This window comes from Ideonella margarita, from assembly GCF_038066635.1.
Lineage (GTDB): Bacteria > Pseudomonadota > Gammaproteobacteria > Burkholderiales > Burkholderiaceae_C > Ideonella > Ideonella margarita.
The window spans coordinates 125783-140719 of record NZ_JBBUTI010000001.1 but is presented as its reverse complement, the minus strand read 5'-3'; the positions used below and the strand labels follow the sequence as shown (position 1 = coordinate 140719).

Genomic DNA, 14937 nt, shown 5'->3' with positions numbered 1-14937 from the left:
GACTGCCTCATTGCTCGACGACGACGAAGTGCTTGCGCACCCGCTCCAGCACTTCGAACGAGCCCTGGAAGTTCGCCGGAATGATGACCGCCTGGCCCGGGCCGATGTCCGTCACCGCGCCCGACGCACTGTGGATGCGGGCCCGGCCTGACAGCACGACGAAGTACTCGTGCTCACGCGGGCCGAAGGCAATGCGCCAGCGGCCTGGCCCGCACTCCCAGATGCCGGCCGCCAGGCCCTCGGGGCCGCTTTCATAGAGCGACCAGGTCAGGCGGTCAGGCACGCCGACCTCGCGGCGCTCCTCACGGGGTTGGTCGATCACCGGAGGGGTGGCGGGCTGGTCAAAAACGACGATCTCGCTCATGTGGGAACTCAAGGGTGTGAAAAGGTGTCCGAAATGGTAACGGCGCCGCGTGCACTTACGTAGTTCCCGCGATGGCGCCGCCAAAAGCCGCCTCTACGATCACCCTCACAACTTGTCGTTAGACCCAGGAGACATCCCCATGCTTCGTCGCCACCTGACCCTGAGCGCAGCCGCTGCACTGCTGGCCACCTCCGTGTCGGCCTTTGCCGAGTACCCGGAAAAGCCGATCACCATCGTCGTGCCGTTCGCCGCTGGCGGCCCGACCGACAAGGTCGCCCGTGACCTGGCCGAAGCCCTGCGCAAGCCGATGGGCGGCACCATCGTGATCGAGAACGTCGGCGGCGCCGGCGGCACGCTGGGCGCCACCAAGGTGGCCAAGGCTGCGCCTGATGGCTACACCGTGCTGCTGCACCACATCGGCATGGCCACGTCGCCGGCCCTGTACCGCAACATGCAGTACAAGACGCTCGACGACTTCGAGTACATGGGCATGATCAACGAAGTGCCCATGACCGTGATCGGCCGCAGCACCCTGCCCGCCAACAACTACGCTGAACTCGCCAAGTGGCTCGACGCCAACAAGGGCAAGATCAACATGGCCAACGCGGGTCTGGGGTCAGCGTCGCACCTGTGCGGCCTGCTGTTCCAGCAGAGCATGAAGATCGACATGACCACCGTGCCGTACAAGGGCACCGCACCGGCCATGACCGACCTGCTCGGCGGCCAGGTCGACATCATGTGCGACCAGACCACCAACACGACCAGCCAGATCGAATCGGGCAAGGTCAAGGCCTTCGCCGTGACCACCGCCAAGAAGCTGACCACGCCGTCGCTGTCGAAGCTGCCGACGCTGGATGAAGCCGGCCTGAAGGGCTTCAACGTGTCGATCTGGCACGGCCTGTACGCACCGAAGGGCACGCCGAAGGCCGTGCTGGACAAGTTCAACGCCGCCCTCAAGACTGCGCTGAAGGACGCCGAGTTCATCAAGCGTGAAGAAGCCCTGGGCGCCGTCATCGTCACCGATGCCCGCGTCAACCCGGCCGAGCACAAGAAGTTCGTCGAAGCCGAGCTGAACAAGTGGGGCCCGGTCATCAAGGCCGCTGGCCAATACGCCGACTAATCACGCCAGCTGGTCACACACGGCTCAGCCGCGCACCAAGGGCACCTTCGGGTGCCCTTTCCCGTTTCAGGCCGTGATCCGCATCGGGATGGTGACGGGGCCGTCGTTGACCAGATGCACCTGCATGTCTGCACCGAACTCGCCGGTGGCCACATCAGGGTGTGCGGCGCGCGCCCGCTGCACAAGGTCGTCATACAGGGCGCGGCCCAGCGCGGGTGGCGCCGCTGCCGTGAAGCTCGGTCGGTTGCCGCCTGCGGTATTGGCCGCCAGGGTGAACTGCGACACCAGCAGCAAGCCGCCCATCGTGCCCTGCCCGTCCAGGTCGGTCAGGGGGCGGTTCATCTTGCCGGCCTCATCACTGAAGATGCGCAGCTTGAGCAGCTTGTCGAGCAGGCGCTGGCCGTGGGCCGGTGTGTCGTCCGGCTCGGCGCACACCAGCACCAGCACGCCCGGCCCGATGGCGCCGATGGTCTGACCGGCGACGTCAACATGGGCGCGGCGCACGCGCTGGATCAAGGCCATCATGGGAAAACGGTGTCCGAGGTAGGTGGGCAGGGCAATCTGCCTTCATTGTCGCGCGAGCGCACAGACACATCTGCACACATCCACCATGCTGGATGGACAAACTGGCAGCCCGCCCGGGCCTACCATCGGCCCCGCGATGCAGCGCCACATCCGGCCTGCCACCCCCTGTCTTTCCGGAGTAGTTCCATGACCCGTTCATCACGCCCCTTCACCTGGTTGCTTGCTGCCAGCCTGAGCTTCGCCGGCTTCGCCTCCACCGCCCATGCCGGCGTGATCACCACGGCTGAACTGGCCGCCCCGGCCGCCTCGCAAGACGCGGCCCGCGCCCAGGTGCAGGCCGCGCTGGAGCGCGCCGACGTAGTCGCGGGCCTGCAGGCCCGGGGCGTGAGCGTCGAAGAGGTGCAGGCCCGCGTGAACGCGATGAGCGACGCCGAAGCCGCCTGGATGGCGCAACAGATGGATACCGCCCCGGCCGGCGCGGGCGACATCATCGGCACGCTGGTCTTCATCTTCGTGCTGCTGCTGGTGACGGACATCCTGGGCCTGACCAAGGTGTTCCCCTTCACCCGCTCAGTCCGCTGACACCCATGCAGCCAGCCTCACGCCGCCGCTGGCTCACCCACGCAGCGGCGTGGGCCACCACCGGCGTGGGCGGTTGCGCGACGGCGCTGGACGCGCCGATGACCGCGCGCTGGTTGCGTGAAGCACCGGCCCCCGGTCAGGCGGACCGTGTCGACCTTCGTGCCGCGACGCCGCTGGTGCCGCAGGACGACGAGCTCTGCGGCCCGGCCACGCTGGCCATGCTGCTGGCCGCGTCTGGCATCAAGGTGCCCCTGGCGCAACTGGTGCGCGAGGTCTACCTGCCCGGCCGCAATGGCAGCCTGCAGATCGAGATGCTGGCGGCCACGCGACGCCACGGGCGGGTGCCACATGTGCTCAAGCCCACCCTGAACGCCGTGTGGCAGGAGCTTCAGAAGGGCAGACCGGCTGGCCTGTTGCTGAACCTGAGTCTGCCAATCTGGCCGCGCTGGCACTACGCCGTGCTAGTGGGCCTGGACCGCCCGGCCCACCAGGCCTTGCTGCACACCGGCACCCAGGCCGCCGCGGCCTGGCCGCTGCACACGCTGGAGCACACCTGGGCGCGCAGCCAGCACTGGGCCATGGTGGCCTTGCCGCCCGGTGAGTTGCCGGTCGAGACCGACCCGACCGCGTTGGGCGCCACGCTGCTGGCCTTCGAGCGCAGCCAGGGGCCTGCGGCCACCCTGCCGGCGTGGCGGGCCGGCAGCATGCGCCACGCGGCATCAGAACTGTTGGCGATGGGCTGGGGCAACGCGCTGCTGGCCACGCAGCAGCCGGCGGAGGCGGCCACCGTTTTCGAGCGGCTGGCCAAGTCGACCGACAGCACGGCCGCCTGGAACAACCTCGCGGTGGTGCGGCAGCAGTTGGGGCAGCGGGCTGCGGCTGCAGCGGCCTGGCAGCAGGCGTCACGCCGCGTGCAAGCCGGCGACCGCGCCTGGTCGGACGCGGTGGAAGCCACCCGGCAGGAGCTGGGCCTGCCGCCGCCTTGAGTGAAGTGCGTCAAGGCCGGGCGCGTGCCTGGCCCCAAAGGCTCAGCGCTTGATGCCGAGCAGCTCCACCTCAAAGGTCAGCGTGGCATTGGCCGGAATCACGCCACCGGCACCGCGAGAGCCGTAGGCAATCTCCGGCGGGCAGGTGAGGCGGGCCTTGCCGCCAATCTTCATCTTCTGCAGGCCTTCGGTCCAGCACGGAATCACGCGGTTCAGCGGGAATTCGGCCGGCTGGCCGCGGCCGTAGGAGCTGTCGAATTCCTTGCCGCTGGCGAGCGTGCCGCGGTAGTGCACGCGCACCACATCGGTCGCCGCCGGGCTGTCACCCTGGCCAGCCTTCTGCTCTTGATAAACCAGGCCGCTGGCCGTGGTCACGGCGGCCGGCGCATCGGCGGCCAAGGCCGCGCCGCCCACCAGGGCCACACCAGCCAGCGCGAGGCGGGCGAACAAGGAAATACGGGTCATGGGCAGTCTCCGGAATCGTCAGTGGTTCAGGCCAGCGTGACGCGCGCGAACTTGCGCTTGCCAACCTGCACCACCATCGTACCCGCGCCCACCTTCAGCGCCTTGTCACTGACCACGGCGCCGTCAATGCGCACGCCACCCTGCTCCACCATGCGCAGGCCTTCGCTGCCGCTGGCCACCAGGTTGGCGGCCTTCAGCAGCGCGCCGATGGCCATGGGCGCACCGCTCAGCGACACCTCGGGCAGGTCATCGGGAATGCCGCCCTTGGCGCGGTTGTTGAAGTCCTGCTCGGCCGCTTCAGCCGCAGCGGCGTCGTGGAAGCGGGCCGTGATCTCCTTGGCCAGCAGCACCTTGGCTTCCTTCGGGTTGCGGCCCGCCTCGACCTCGGCCTTCAGGCCGGCGATCTCGCCTTCGCTGCGGAAGCTCAGCAGCGTGAACCACTTCCACATCTGCGTGTCGCTGATCGACAGCACCTTGGCGAACATGCTGTTGGCCGGCTCGGTGATGCCGATGTAATTGTTCTTCGACTTCGACATCTTCTCGACGCCATCCAGGCCTTCCAGCAGCGGCATGGTCAGCACGCACTGGGCTTCCTGGCCGTACTCGGCCTGCAAGGCGCGGCCTACCAGCAGGTTGAACTTCTGGTCGGTGCCGCCGAGCTCCAGATCGCTCTTCAAAGCGACCGAGTCGTAGCCCTGCATCAGCGGGTACAGCAGCTCGTGCATCGAGATCGGCACATTGGCCTGGTAGCGCTTGGTGAAGTCGTCGCGCTCCAGCAGGCGGGCCAGCGTGTACTTGGCGGCGAGCTGGATCATGCCGCGCGCGCCCAGCTGGTCGCACCACTCGCTGTTGTAGCGAATCTCGGTCTTGCTCGGGTCGAGCACCAGGCTGGCCTGCTTGTAGTAGGTCTGGGCGTTGGCCTCGATCTGCTCCTTGGTCAGCGGCGGGCGGGTGCTGTTGCGGCCCGACGGATCACCGATCAGCGAGGTGAAGTCACCGATCAGGAAGATCACGCGGTGACCCAGGTCCTGCAGCTGGCGCATCTTGTTGAGCACCACCGTGTGGCCCAGGTGGATGTCGGGGGCGGTGGGGTCCAGGCCCAGCTTGATGCGCAGCGGCTGGCCGGTGGCCTCCGAACGCTGCAGCTTCTTGACCCAGTCCGCCTCGGGCAGGAGCTCGGCGCAACCACGCAGGCTGACGGCCAGGGCTTCCCTGACCTTGTCGCTCAAGGGCGCGGCCGGCGCAGGGGTGGCGGAGGTGGCGGAAACGGAGTCGGACATGGGTGAAGCTGCCAGTGGTTTTCCGGGTCTGGGGCCAGGAGCCGGATTGTTATACTCGTTGACGCGCGAAGCGCAGCCCGCAAAGACGGGCACGCAGCGTGCTAGTGATGTTCCTTGCAAGCTGTCTGCAGGAGGCGCCCGATTCTACGGGCGGCGCAAACAGCACCTCCGACGAAGCACGCCCGGCGCGCTTCCCCGAACACTGACTCCGGCACCGGCATCCGCATCTTGACTTCGTTGGTCTCCCGATTCCTGCAGACCCTGCCCGAGCGCGCTCAGGCGCTGGGCACCCGTCTGCACACCCACCGCCGCGGCATCTCGATGGCCGTGCTCTCCCTCCTGGCTGGCTTCGGCGTGGCAGCTTTCGGCATTGCGCCGATGGCGCCCGACGCAGCCGAGTTGCCGGTGCGCGTCATCGAGGAAGCCGTCGTGCCGCACAGCAGCATCGACAGCCAGCTCGAAGCGCTGGCAGGCCTGCGCATGGCCCTGCAACGCAACGACGTGACCCGTCCGGGCGACAGCGCCGAATCGCTGCTGCGCCGCCTGGGTGTGCAAGACAGCGTCGCGGCCAACTGGATCCGCAATGACAGCGTCGCCCGCCGGCTGCTGGAAGGCCGCGCCGGCAAGCTGGTCACCGTCAGCGTGGGCGCCGACGGCCGCCTGCAATCGCTGCAGGCCCGCTACCCCGCCAATGGCGACGCCACCGACATCCAGCAGTTCACCCGGTTGAGCCTGCGCCAGGCCGATGGCCAGTGGCACGCATCGCTGGAGCTGGCCCCGCTGGAGAAAACCTCGCGCCTGGCCAGCGGCACGATCCGCTCCTCGCTGTTTGCTGCCACCGACGACGCCGGCATTCCCGACGCCGTCGCCGTGCAGATGGCCGAGATGTTCTCGGGCGACATCGACTTCCACCGCGAACTGCGCAAGGGCGATACCTTTGCCGTGGTCTATGAGGCACTCACGGCTGACGGCGAGCCGATCAACTGGAACCAGGGCAGCGGCAAGGTGCTGGCGGCCGAGTTCATCAACAACGGCAAGACCTACCAGGGCGCGTGGTTCGGCGAGGGCAAGGGCGGCTACTTCGACTTCAACGGTCAGAGCAAGCGTCGCAGCTTCCTGGCCAGCCCGATGGAGTTTTCGCGGGTCACCTCCGGCTTCGCGATGCGTTTCCACCCGATCCACCAGACCTGGCGCGCCCACCTGGGCGTGGACTACGGCGCTCCCACCGGCACGCCGGTGCGCAGCGTCGGCGACGGCGTGGTCGATTTCGCCGGCCAGCAGAACGGCTACGGCAATGTCGTGCAAGTGCGCCACAGCGGCGATCGCCTGACCGTGTATGCCCACCTGAGCCGCATTGACGTGCGCAAGGGCCAGCGCATCGACCAGGGCCAGCGTGTTGGCGCAGTGGGCGCCACTGGCTGGGCCACCGGGCCGCACCTGCACTTCGAATTCCGCGTGGCCGGCCGCCACCAAGACCCGATGGTGATCGCCAAGGCATCTGAAACCTTCACGCTGAACCCGCAGCAGCGTCCGCGCTTCCTGCAGGCAGCCTTGAAGCTGAAGACCCAGCTGGATGTGGCCGACGATCTGCGTGGCCAGCCCGGCCGGCGCATCGAGTAAGCCACTTGCCGCTGCCCGGCACCCCACACGCCAACCCCGCCGGAACCGACCCGCTCTTCATCGGGCTGATGTCGGGCACGTCGACCGACGGCGTGGACGGCGTGATTGCACGTTTCCGCGGTCAAGGCGGCACTGGCGCGCGGCTGCAAACGCTGGCGCATGTCTTTGCACCGATGCCGGAAGAGCTGCGCCAGACCCTGCTGGCCCTGAATCTGGCCGGCCATAACGAGCTGCACATGGGCACGCTGGCCGCCAACGCGCTGGCCCGCCTGCAGGCCTCGGTGGTGCACCAGTTGCTGGACCAGACCGGCTGCATGCCGCGTGAAATCACAGCCGTCGGCTCACATGGCCAGACCGTGCGGCACCGCCCGGCTGAATTCGACGGCACCGGCTACACCTGCCAGCTCAACAACGGCGCCCTGCTGGCGGAGTTGTGCGGCATCGACGTGGTCTGCGATTTCCGCAGCCGCGACGTGGCCGCCGGCGGCCAGGGTGCGCCTCTGGTGCCAGCCTGTCACGCCGAACTGTTCGCCCTGGCCGATGCGCCGCGCGCGGTGCTCAACCTTGGCGGCATCGGCAACCTCAGCGTGCTGCCCGCCCGCAACGACGCTGCAGGCCGCGTGACCGGCTTTGACTGCGGCCCGGCCAATGCCCTGATGGACCACTGGTGCCAGCAGCACCTGGGCCAGCCGTTTGACCGTGGCGGCGCCTGGGCCGCCAGCGGCACGGTAAACGCTGCCCTGCTCGAACAGCTGCTTTCAGAGCCCTTTCTGGCCCAGCGCCCGCCCAAGAGCACCGGCCGCGACCTGTTCAATGTGGCGTGGCTCACCCGCCAACTGGCCAGCCATGGCGATGTGGCGCCGGTGGACGTGCAAGCCACGCTGACCGAATTCACGGCCCGCGCTGCCTGTGACGCCCTGACGCAGCACAGCCTGCCCGGCACCCGGGACTTGCTGGTGTGCGGCGGCGGCGCCTTGAACGACCACCTGATGCGTCGCCTGGCGGCCCTGCTGCCCGGCTGGCGCGTGGCGGCCACCGACTCGGCCGGCGTGCCCGCCATGCAGGTCGAGGCCGTGGCTTTTGCCTGGCTGGCCCGCGCGTTCTGCCAGCGCGATGCCGGCAATCGGGCCGAAGTGACGGGCGCCCGCGGGCCCCGCGTGCTGGGTGCGCTGTACCCCGCCTGATTCAAGGTACGAACGAAAAAAAGCCACCCGAAGGTGGCTGATTCGCTGGCAAGGCACCCGCAGGTGCCGGCCACTCAAGCAGAGAAGCTGGAGCCGCAACCGCAGGTGGTGGTGGCGTTCGGGTTCTTGATGACGAACTGGGCGCCTTGCAGGTCTTCCTTGTAGTCGATCTCGGCGCCGACCAGGTACTGCAGGCTCATCGCGTCGATCAGCAGCGTCACGCCGTTCTTGCCCATCTGGGTGTCGTCAGCGTTCACGATCTCGTCAAAGGTGAAACCGTACTGGAAGCCCGAGCAGCCACCGCCCTGCACGAAGACACGCAGCTTCAGCTCGGGGTTGCCTTCTTCGGCCACCAGATCAGCCACCTTGGCAGCAGCCGCATCGGTAAAGACCAGCGGAGCAGGCATGCCTTCGGTGCTGGGGGTCAGGGTTTCGGCGACGGCGTTCATGGTGACCTTTCGGAAAATCAGGATTCGTTGGAAGCAGCCAGCTTCAGCGGTGGCTGCTTGTCTTCTTCAATCAACAGCTTGGTGCCAGCCGCACGGTGCTGCAGGCCGCCATCAATGGTGGCGCCTTGGTGCATTTCCAGCGATTCATAGGTGACATCACCCACGATGCGAGCCTTGGGCTGAAGCTCCAGCAGCTCATTGGACATGACCGGGCCGGTAACAGTACCGTTGATGATCACATGACCCGCGATCACCTTGCCCACCACACGGGCATTTTCGCTGATCACGAGCAGGCTGCCAGTGCCACTTTCGGCGATCACGTCGCCGTGCACTTCGCCGTCAATGCGCAGACCGTCGGTGAACCGGAGTTCGCCGTGCACCGCGGTGCCTTCGCCAATCAGGCTGCGAATCGGGGGTTGCTTCTTCTTGCTGAACCACATGTGATGTTCTCCACAGCAGCCGTGGCCTGCTTTGTAGCGGGCGCATCAGCCATTGTCCCAATCGAGTTGTCAGGGCAGCGCGTCAGGGCATCCAACCCCGTGCGCCGTCACAGTCGGGTGGTCTGGCTGGCACGCACGGCGCCACTGGCATCAACCACCTTGAGCTGCGCGGTTTTTACCACGGCCGATGCCGGCACGGCGATGCGTCCTTCCACCCTTGCATATTGCTTCACTTGCAAAGTTTGCATGCCAGCCGGCAAGCTCATCGCCCAGGGCTTGCCGTCCAAGGTGCCCGACAGCGTGACGTCATAGCGGCCGTTGAACACGCCGCTCGCCTTGCCACTCTGCATGGCCAGCAACTGGTACTTCCAGGAACCGGCACCGTCGGGCTCGATCTGGAAACCGCGCAAGACCAGCGCGCCTTCAACGGCACCCGCGGCCGGCAACAGCCGCTCAAAGAAGCCGAGGTCGGCCTTCAGGGTCAGGTTGTCGGATTCGGCCTGGCGCAACTGCGCAGCCAGGCGCTCCTGCGCCACCCGCTCGGTCTTGAGCAGGCTTTCAGCGGTGTTGGCGATGGACTGCGCCTTGTCGCGGGCATCGCGCAGCTCGGCCGCCTCGTTGCGCAGGCGGCTGAGCTCGTCCTTGGCACCCCGGTCCAGGCCGGCAATGTCCTTGCCGAACTCGAACGCCCACAAGGCCAGCGCCGCAGAAAAACCGAATGCGACCGCCGCCACGGCCCAACGCAGGGGCCACGGCAGGTGACTGCGGACGATCATGCGCGGCGCACTGACGGACAGGCGACGGCGCAACAACTTCCAACGCATCAGCAACGCTCCGTGTCTGGTTGAAACCGGGGGCCAAAGACGACAAAGGCCGCATAGGGCGGCCTTTGAGATGAAACACCACGAAGGTGCTTCGCGGTATCAGCGCTTGCTGAACTGCTTGCGGCGACGTGCACCGTGGAAGCCGACCTTCTTACGCTCGACTTCACGCGCATCACGCGTGACGAAGCCGGCGTGGCTCAGTTCGGGCTTCAGGGCTGCATCGTAGTCGATCAGTGCGCGGGTGATGCCGTGACGGGCTGCACCTGCCTGGCCGGACTCACCACCGCCATGCACGTTGATCTTGATGTCGAAGGTTTCGCCGTTGGCCGTCAGCAGCAGAGGCTGCTTGACGATCATGATCGAGGTTTGACGGCCGAAGTACTCGTCCACGGTCTTGCCGTTGACGGTGATCAGGCCGGTGCCCTTCTTCATGAAGACACGTGCGACGGACGACTTGCGACGGCCAGTGCCGTAGTTCCAATTACCGATCATCACCGCTCCTTAGATTTCCAGCGCCTTGGGCTGCTGGGCGGCGTGCGGATGCGTGTCGCCCGCATACACCTTCAGCTTCTTGATCATGGCGTAGCCGAGCGGGCCCTTGGGCAGCATGCCCTTGACGGCCTTTTCCAGGGCGCGGCCCGGGTGCTTGGCTTGCATGTCCTTGAACTTGGTGCCGTAGATACCGCCCGGGAAACCCGAGTGACGGTAGTACACCTTGTCATTGGCCTTGTTGCCAGTGACGCGGATCTTGTCGGCGTTCAGGATGATGATGAAATCACCGGTGTCCACGTGAGGCGTGTAAATGGCCTTGTGCTTGCCGCGCAAACGGAGTGCCACTTCGCTGGCAACACGTCCGAGCACCTTGTCGGTGGCGTCAATCACAAGCCACTCGTGCGTCACCTCGGCCGGTTTGGCGCTGAAGGTCTTCATGAGATGGTCTCTGTATGAGAATTACGGCTGTATGAGCGGCTGGCCGAGTGCCATCGGAACCGCTTTTGGAGGGGTTGGTGCGCTGCCCGAAGAGTTTTGACTCTCGAAAAACACATCAACCGGCGGCCTCTCAGGTCACACCGGGCGCCGGTGCCGTGCCATGTCAGTCAACTGCCCTGAACATGGCCACGACAATGGCCCGCTCTCCCCGCCGATTGCGGGAAAGCCCGCGAGTATATCGCAGAAAACTTTTGTGTCCACTGCGAATTCTGCCTCAGCCGCATCAGGCTTCTGGGTACCGCTCTCCAGACGGGCCGTGTACATTGCGGGTAATCCCTTAGTTCCTGGAGTGTCCCGATGGACGAATCCGGTGTGACGCCTGTTGCCAACCCTGCTTCCTTTCGCTGGATCCCGATCCGCTCGCTGTCCGAGCGCCACCGCCCGCGTGTGCTGACGCACCTGCTGGCCATGGAGCCGCAAGACCGTTATCTGCGCTTCGGCTACGCAGCGAACGACGCCCAGATCGGCCGCTATGTCGATCTGCTGGACTTCCGCCGCGACGAGGTCTTTGGCGTGTTCAACCGCAAGCTCGAGCTCATCGCCATGGCTCACCTGGCTTACCTGCCCGAGCTGCCCAACGAGCCGGCGGCTGCCGAGTTCGGTGTGTCCGTGCTGCCCAAGGCCCGCGCTCGCGGCTATGGCCGCCGCCTGTTTGACCATGCCGTGCTGCACGCCCGCAACCGCAATGTCGACACGATGATCATTCACGCGCTGAGCGAAAACACCGCCATGCTGAAGATCGCCCGCAAGTCGGGGGCCGAGGTGGTGCGCGACGGCAGCGAGTCGGAAGCCCGCCTGAAGCTGCCGCCTGAATCGTTCGCCTCGCATGTCGAGGAGATGGTGGAAGTGCAGGCCGCCGAGCTGGACTACCAGATGAAGAGCCACGCACAGCGCATGGACCTGCTGCTGCACTTCTTCTCGGAAGTGAAGGCCGGCATCGGCAAGACCCGGCAGACCACGATCGAGTGAGCCTGCTCGCGTAGGATGCGGCGATGCCCACCGCATCTGACCACGCTCCCACCCTGGCGCCCTACGCCAGCCTCGATCCTCAGGCGGTGCTCGAAGCGCTCTACGCCGCCGGCTTTGACGCCGACGGGCGGCTGCTGCAGCTGAACTCCTACGAGAACCGGGTGTGGATGGCGCACCTGGAAGACGGCAGCGCCGTCGTCGCCAAGTTCTATCGGCCGAATCGCTGGACCGACGCCCAGATCGCCGAGGAACATGCCCTGACCGCTGAGCTGGCCGAAGCCGATCTGCCGGTGGTCACGCCACTGACCCTGCAGCCGCGCACGCCCGACCTGGTGCTGTGCACGCCCAAGCTGGGGCGCTTCACCACCCCGGACGGCGGCACCTTCCGCCTTGCCGTGACCGAGCGCCGCGTGGGCCATGCCCCGGAGCTGGAACACCCGGAAACGCTGGCGCGCCTGGGCCGCCTCCTCGGCCGCGTGCATGCGGTGGGCCGGCGCAGCCGCTTCGAGCACCGGCGCACGCTGAACAGCCAGACCTACGGCCACGCGGCCCGACAACGGCTGCTGGACAGTGGCACCGTGCACCCGGACACCGAAGGCAGCTGGCTGCGCGCCAGTGCCCAGGCCCTCGAACTGATCGATCAGCTGACCACCCGCCTTGATGGCGTGCGCACCTTGCGCCTGCACGGCGACTGCCACCCCGGCAACCTGCTGTGGCGCGACGAAGGCCAGCACAGCGGCCCGAACCTCGTCGACTTTGACGACTGCTGCACCGGCCCGGCCGTGCAAGACCTGTGGATGCTGCTGCCCGGTGAACGCGAGGCCACCGACGCCGCGCTGCACCATCTGCTCGACGGCTACCGCGACTTCACGCCCTTCGACGACCGGGAGCTGCTGCTGATAGAGCCGCTGCGCACGCTGCGGATGATTCACCACAGCGCCTGGATCGCCGAGCGCTGGTCAGACCCGGCGTTCCCGATCGGCTTTCCGTGGTTCGACAGCCCGAGCTACTGGCAACAGCAGGCCACCGAATTGAACGAGCAGGTCGAGCGCATGCGCGACCTGCTCGGCTGAGCCCGAAGGCTCAGCGCCGGCTCAAGCTCAGGCCGCCAGCAAGCGCGTCACGCGCTGCACATAGGCGGCCGGGTCGTCCAGCTGGGCGCCGTCGGCCAGCAAGGCCTGGTCGAACAGGATCTGCGCCAGGTCGTCAAACCGCGGGTCATCGGCCAGCTTCTTCACCAGCGCATGATCCGGGTTCACTTCCAGCACCGGCAATGACGACGGCGCTTCCTGGCCGGCCTGCTTCAGCAGACGCGCCAGGTGGGCGCTCATGTCGCCTTCTTCCACCACCACGCAGGCCGGTGAATCCACCAGACGGGTCGTCACGCGCACGTCCTTGACGCGGCTCTTCAGGCTTTCCTTCAGGCGTTCCAGCACCGGCTTGAAGGTCTCGGCGGCTTCCTCGGCCTTCTTCTTTTCCTCGTCGTCCTGCAGCTTGCTCAGGTCCACGCCGCCCTTGGCGACGCTTTGCAGCGAGTGGCCTTCAAACTCATGCAGGTGCGAGAGCAGCCACTCGTCGACGCGGTCGGTGAGCAGCAGCACTTCGAGGCCCTTCTTGCGGAAGATCTCGAGCTGCGGGCTGTTCTTCGCGGCCGTCAGGGTGTCGGCCGTGATCACGTAGATCGTGTCCTGGCCTTCCTTCATGCGCGACACGTAATCAGCCAGGCTCACGCCCTCGTCCGCGTGGGTGGAGGCAAAGCGGTACAGCTTGGCCAGACGCTCGGCGTTGGCCATGTCCTCGCCGATGCCTTCCTTGAGCACGGCGCCGAACTCGTTCCAGAAGCTCTGGTACTTGGCCTTGTCCTCGGCGCTGTCGCTGTCAGCCAGGGCTTCGAGCATCGACAGCACGCGCTTGGTCGAGCCTTCGCGGATCGCCTTCACGTCGCGGCTCTCCTGCAGCAGCTCGCGGCTCACGTTCAGCGGCAGGTCGGCCGAGTCGATCACGCCCTTGACGAAGCGCAGGTACACCGGCAGCAGCGTCTCGGCATCGTCCATGATGAACACGCGCTTGACGTACAGCTTCACGCCACCGCGCTTGTCGCGGTTCCACAAATCGAACGGTGCCTTGGTGGGGATGTAGAGCAGCTGGGTGTACTCGGTGCGGCCTTCCACCCGGTTGTGGGTGTAGGCCAGCGGCGCCTGACTGTCGTAGCTGATCTGCTTGTAGAACTCCTGGTACTCGGCGTCGGTCACGTCGCTCTTGCTGCGCGCCCACAGGGCCGCAGCCTTGTTCACCGGCTCCCACTCGTCGGTCTTGATCTGGGCGCCAGCTTCCGCGTCCCACTCGTCCTTCTGCATCAGCACGGGCAGCGAGATGTGGTCGCTGTACTTGCTGATGATGGACTTCAGCTTCCAGGTCGACAGGTATTCGGCGGCGTCTTCGCGCAGGTGCAGGATGACGTCGGTGCCGCGCTGGGTGCGTTCGATGGTTTCGAGGTCGTATTCACCCGTGCCTTCGCTCGACCAGCGCACACCCTGCTCCGCCGGCAGGCCGGCGCGGCGGGTTTCGACCGTGATGCGGTCGGCGACGATGAAGCCGGAGTAGAAGCCCACGCCGAACTGGCCGATCAGGTTGGCGTCCTTCTTCTGGTCGCCGTCCAGCTTGGACATGAACTCGCGCGTGCCGCTCTTGGCGATGGTGCCAAGGTGCGCAGCGGCTTCGTCGGCGCTCATGCCGATGCCGTTGTCGCGGATGGTGATGGTCTTCGCGTCGGCGTCGAACAGCACGCGCACGGCCAGCTCGGGGGCGTCTTCCAGCAGGGCGGCGTTGTCGAGCGCCTCGAAGCGCAGCTTGTCGCAGGCGTCGGACGCGTTCGAGACGAGCTCGCGCAGGAAGATCTCGCGGTTCGAATACAGCGAGTGCGTGACGAGGTGCAGGATCTGCTTGACCTCGGCTTGGAAGGAATGGGTCTGTTTGCTCATGATGGGACGAGGAGTCAGGACTCTGTTTATGGGTTTTGATGAAGTCGCGCGCCCGGCTTTCCCGGGCGGCCAGCGGTGCACATGGGGATGGGCGCCGGGCTTTCAAGCCCCAAGAACGCTGCACGGCGGCAGCGGCGCCATCCGCGGTCATCCGCGCG

17 protein-coding genes are annotated in these 14937 nt (G+C 66.5%); 7 read left to right on the top strand and 10 right to left on the bottom strand.

Going from position 1 to position 14937, the window contains the following annotated elements; all coding sequences use genetic code 11:
- Positions 1-7: 7 nt before the first annotated feature.
- A complete protein-coding gene (locus AACH00_RS00680) occupies positions 8-364 on the bottom strand; it encodes a cupin domain-containing protein (protein WP_341397013.1) in 357 nt (118 codons plus the stop codon).
- 139 nt (positions 365-503) lie between these two features.
- On the opposite strand from AACH00_RS00680, the gene AACH00_RS00675 reads away from it, so the two are divergent.
- The gene (locus AACH00_RS00675; RefSeq protein WP_341397012.1) at positions 504-1484 is read left to right on the top strand and encodes a tripartite tricarboxylate transporter substrate-binding protein; all 981 of its coding nucleotides are present in this window, start codon (positions 504-506) and stop codon (positions 1482-1484) included.
- A 66-nt stretch (positions 1485-1550) separates the two neighbouring features.
- On the opposite strand, the gene dtd is transcribed toward AACH00_RS00675, so the two are convergent.
- Entirely contained in the window at positions 1551-2009 is a 459-nt protein-coding gene (gene dtd, locus AACH00_RS00670; RefSeq protein WP_341397011.1) for a D-aminoacyl-tRNA deacylase, read from the bottom strand.
- A 186-nt stretch (positions 2010-2195) separates the two neighbouring features.
- Between dtd and AACH00_RS00665 the strand changes: the two genes are divergently transcribed.
- Positions 2196-2591, top strand: coding sequence for a PA2779 family protein (locus AACH00_RS00665; protein WP_341397010.1), 396 nt, complete (start codon positions 2196-2198; stop codon positions 2589-2591).
- A gap of 5 nt (positions 2592-2596) precedes the next feature.
- On the top strand, positions 2597-3577 hold the full coding sequence (locus AACH00_RS00660; protein ID WP_341397009.1) for a PA2778 family cysteine peptidase: 981 nt from the start codon (positions 2597-2599) through the stop codon (positions 3575-3577).
- Between the two features lie 42 nt (positions 3578-3619).
- On the opposite strand, the gene AACH00_RS00655 is transcribed toward AACH00_RS00660, so the two are convergent.
- Both AACH00_RS00655 and tyrS read right to left on the bottom strand, forming a co-directional pair.
- On the bottom strand, positions 3620-4042 hold the full coding sequence (locus AACH00_RS00655; RefSeq protein ID WP_341397008.1) for an FKBP-type peptidyl-prolyl cis-trans isomerase: 423 nt from the start codon (positions 4040-4042) through the stop codon (positions 3620-3622).
- A 26-nt stretch (positions 4043-4068) separates the two neighbouring features.
- Positions 4069-5322: a tyrosine--tRNA ligase gene (gene tyrS / locus AACH00_RS00650; RefSeq protein ID WP_341397007.1), complete on the bottom strand. Its 1254-nt coding sequence runs from the start codon at positions 5320-5322 to the stop codon at positions 4069-4071.
- A gap of 228 nt (positions 5323-5550) precedes the next feature.
- Between tyrS and AACH00_RS00645 the strand changes: the two genes are divergently transcribed.
- Together AACH00_RS00645 and AACH00_RS00640 are read left to right on the top strand one after the other, a co-directional pair.
- The gene (locus AACH00_RS00645) at positions 5551-6942 is read left to right on the top strand and encodes a M23 family metallopeptidase (protein ID WP_341397006.1); all 1392 of its coding nucleotides are present in this window, start codon (positions 5551-5553) and stop codon (positions 6940-6942) included.
- Between the two features lie 11 nt (positions 6943-6953).
- The gene (locus AACH00_RS00640) at positions 6954-8126 is read left to right on the top strand and encodes an anhydro-N-acetylmuramic acid kinase (protein WP_341397456.1); all 1173 of its coding nucleotides are present in this window, start codon (positions 6954-6956) and stop codon (positions 8124-8126) included.
- A 74-nt stretch (positions 8127-8200) separates the two neighbouring features.
- Here the strand turns inward: AACH00_RS00640 and erpA are convergent, their stop codons facing one another.
- The 5 genes from erpA to rplM all read right to left on the bottom strand — a co-directional run bounded on the left by erpA (position 8201) and on the right by rplM (position 10769).
- Positions 8201-8575 (bottom strand): iron-sulfur cluster insertion protein ErpA, encoded by a 375-nt coding sequence (gene erpA / locus AACH00_RS00635; RefSeq protein ID WP_341397005.1) that lies wholly within the window; start codon positions 8573-8575, stop codon positions 8201-8203.
- Between the two features lie 17 nt (positions 8576-8592).
- Positions 8593-9015: a bactofilin family protein gene (locus AACH00_RS00630; protein ID WP_341397004.1), complete on the bottom strand. Its 423-nt coding sequence runs from the start codon at positions 9013-9015 to the stop codon at positions 8593-8595.
- Positions 9016-9122: 107 nt separating this feature from the next.
- Complete coding sequence (locus AACH00_RS00625) at positions 9123-9839, bottom strand: DUF6776 family protein (protein WP_341397003.1); 717 nt, start codon at positions 9837-9839, stop codon at positions 9123-9125.
- Between the two features lie 99 nt (positions 9840-9938).
- On the bottom strand, positions 9939-10331 hold the full coding sequence (gene rpsI / locus AACH00_RS00620; RefSeq protein WP_341397002.1) for a 30S ribosomal protein S9: 393 nt from the start codon (positions 10329-10331) through the stop codon (positions 9939-9941).
- Between the two features lie 9 nt (positions 10332-10340).
- A complete protein-coding gene (rplM, locus tag AACH00_RS00615; RefSeq protein WP_341397001.1) occupies positions 10341-10769 on the bottom strand; it encodes a 50S ribosomal protein L13 in 429 nt (142 codons plus the stop codon).
- A 357-nt stretch (positions 10770-11126) separates the two neighbouring features.
- On the opposite strand from rplM, the gene AACH00_RS00610 reads away from it, so the two are divergent.
- On the top strand, positions 11127-11798 hold the full coding sequence (locus tag AACH00_RS00610; RefSeq protein WP_341397000.1) for a GNAT family N-acetyltransferase: 672 nt from the start codon (positions 11127-11129) through the stop codon (positions 11796-11798).
- 23 nt (positions 11799-11821) lie between these two features.
- Positions 11822-12871 (top strand): serine/threonine protein kinase, encoded by a 1050-nt coding sequence (locus tag AACH00_RS00605; protein ID WP_341396999.1) that lies wholly within the window; start codon positions 11822-11824, stop codon positions 12869-12871.
- A gap of 27 nt (positions 12872-12898) precedes the next feature.
- Here AACH00_RS00605 and htpG read toward each other — a convergent pair whose 3' ends face one another.
- On the bottom strand, positions 12899-14779 hold the full coding sequence (gene htpG, locus AACH00_RS00600) for a molecular chaperone HtpG (RefSeq protein WP_341396998.1): 1881 nt from the start codon (positions 14777-14779) through the stop codon (positions 12899-12901).
- Positions 14780-14937 lie beyond the last annotated feature (158 nt).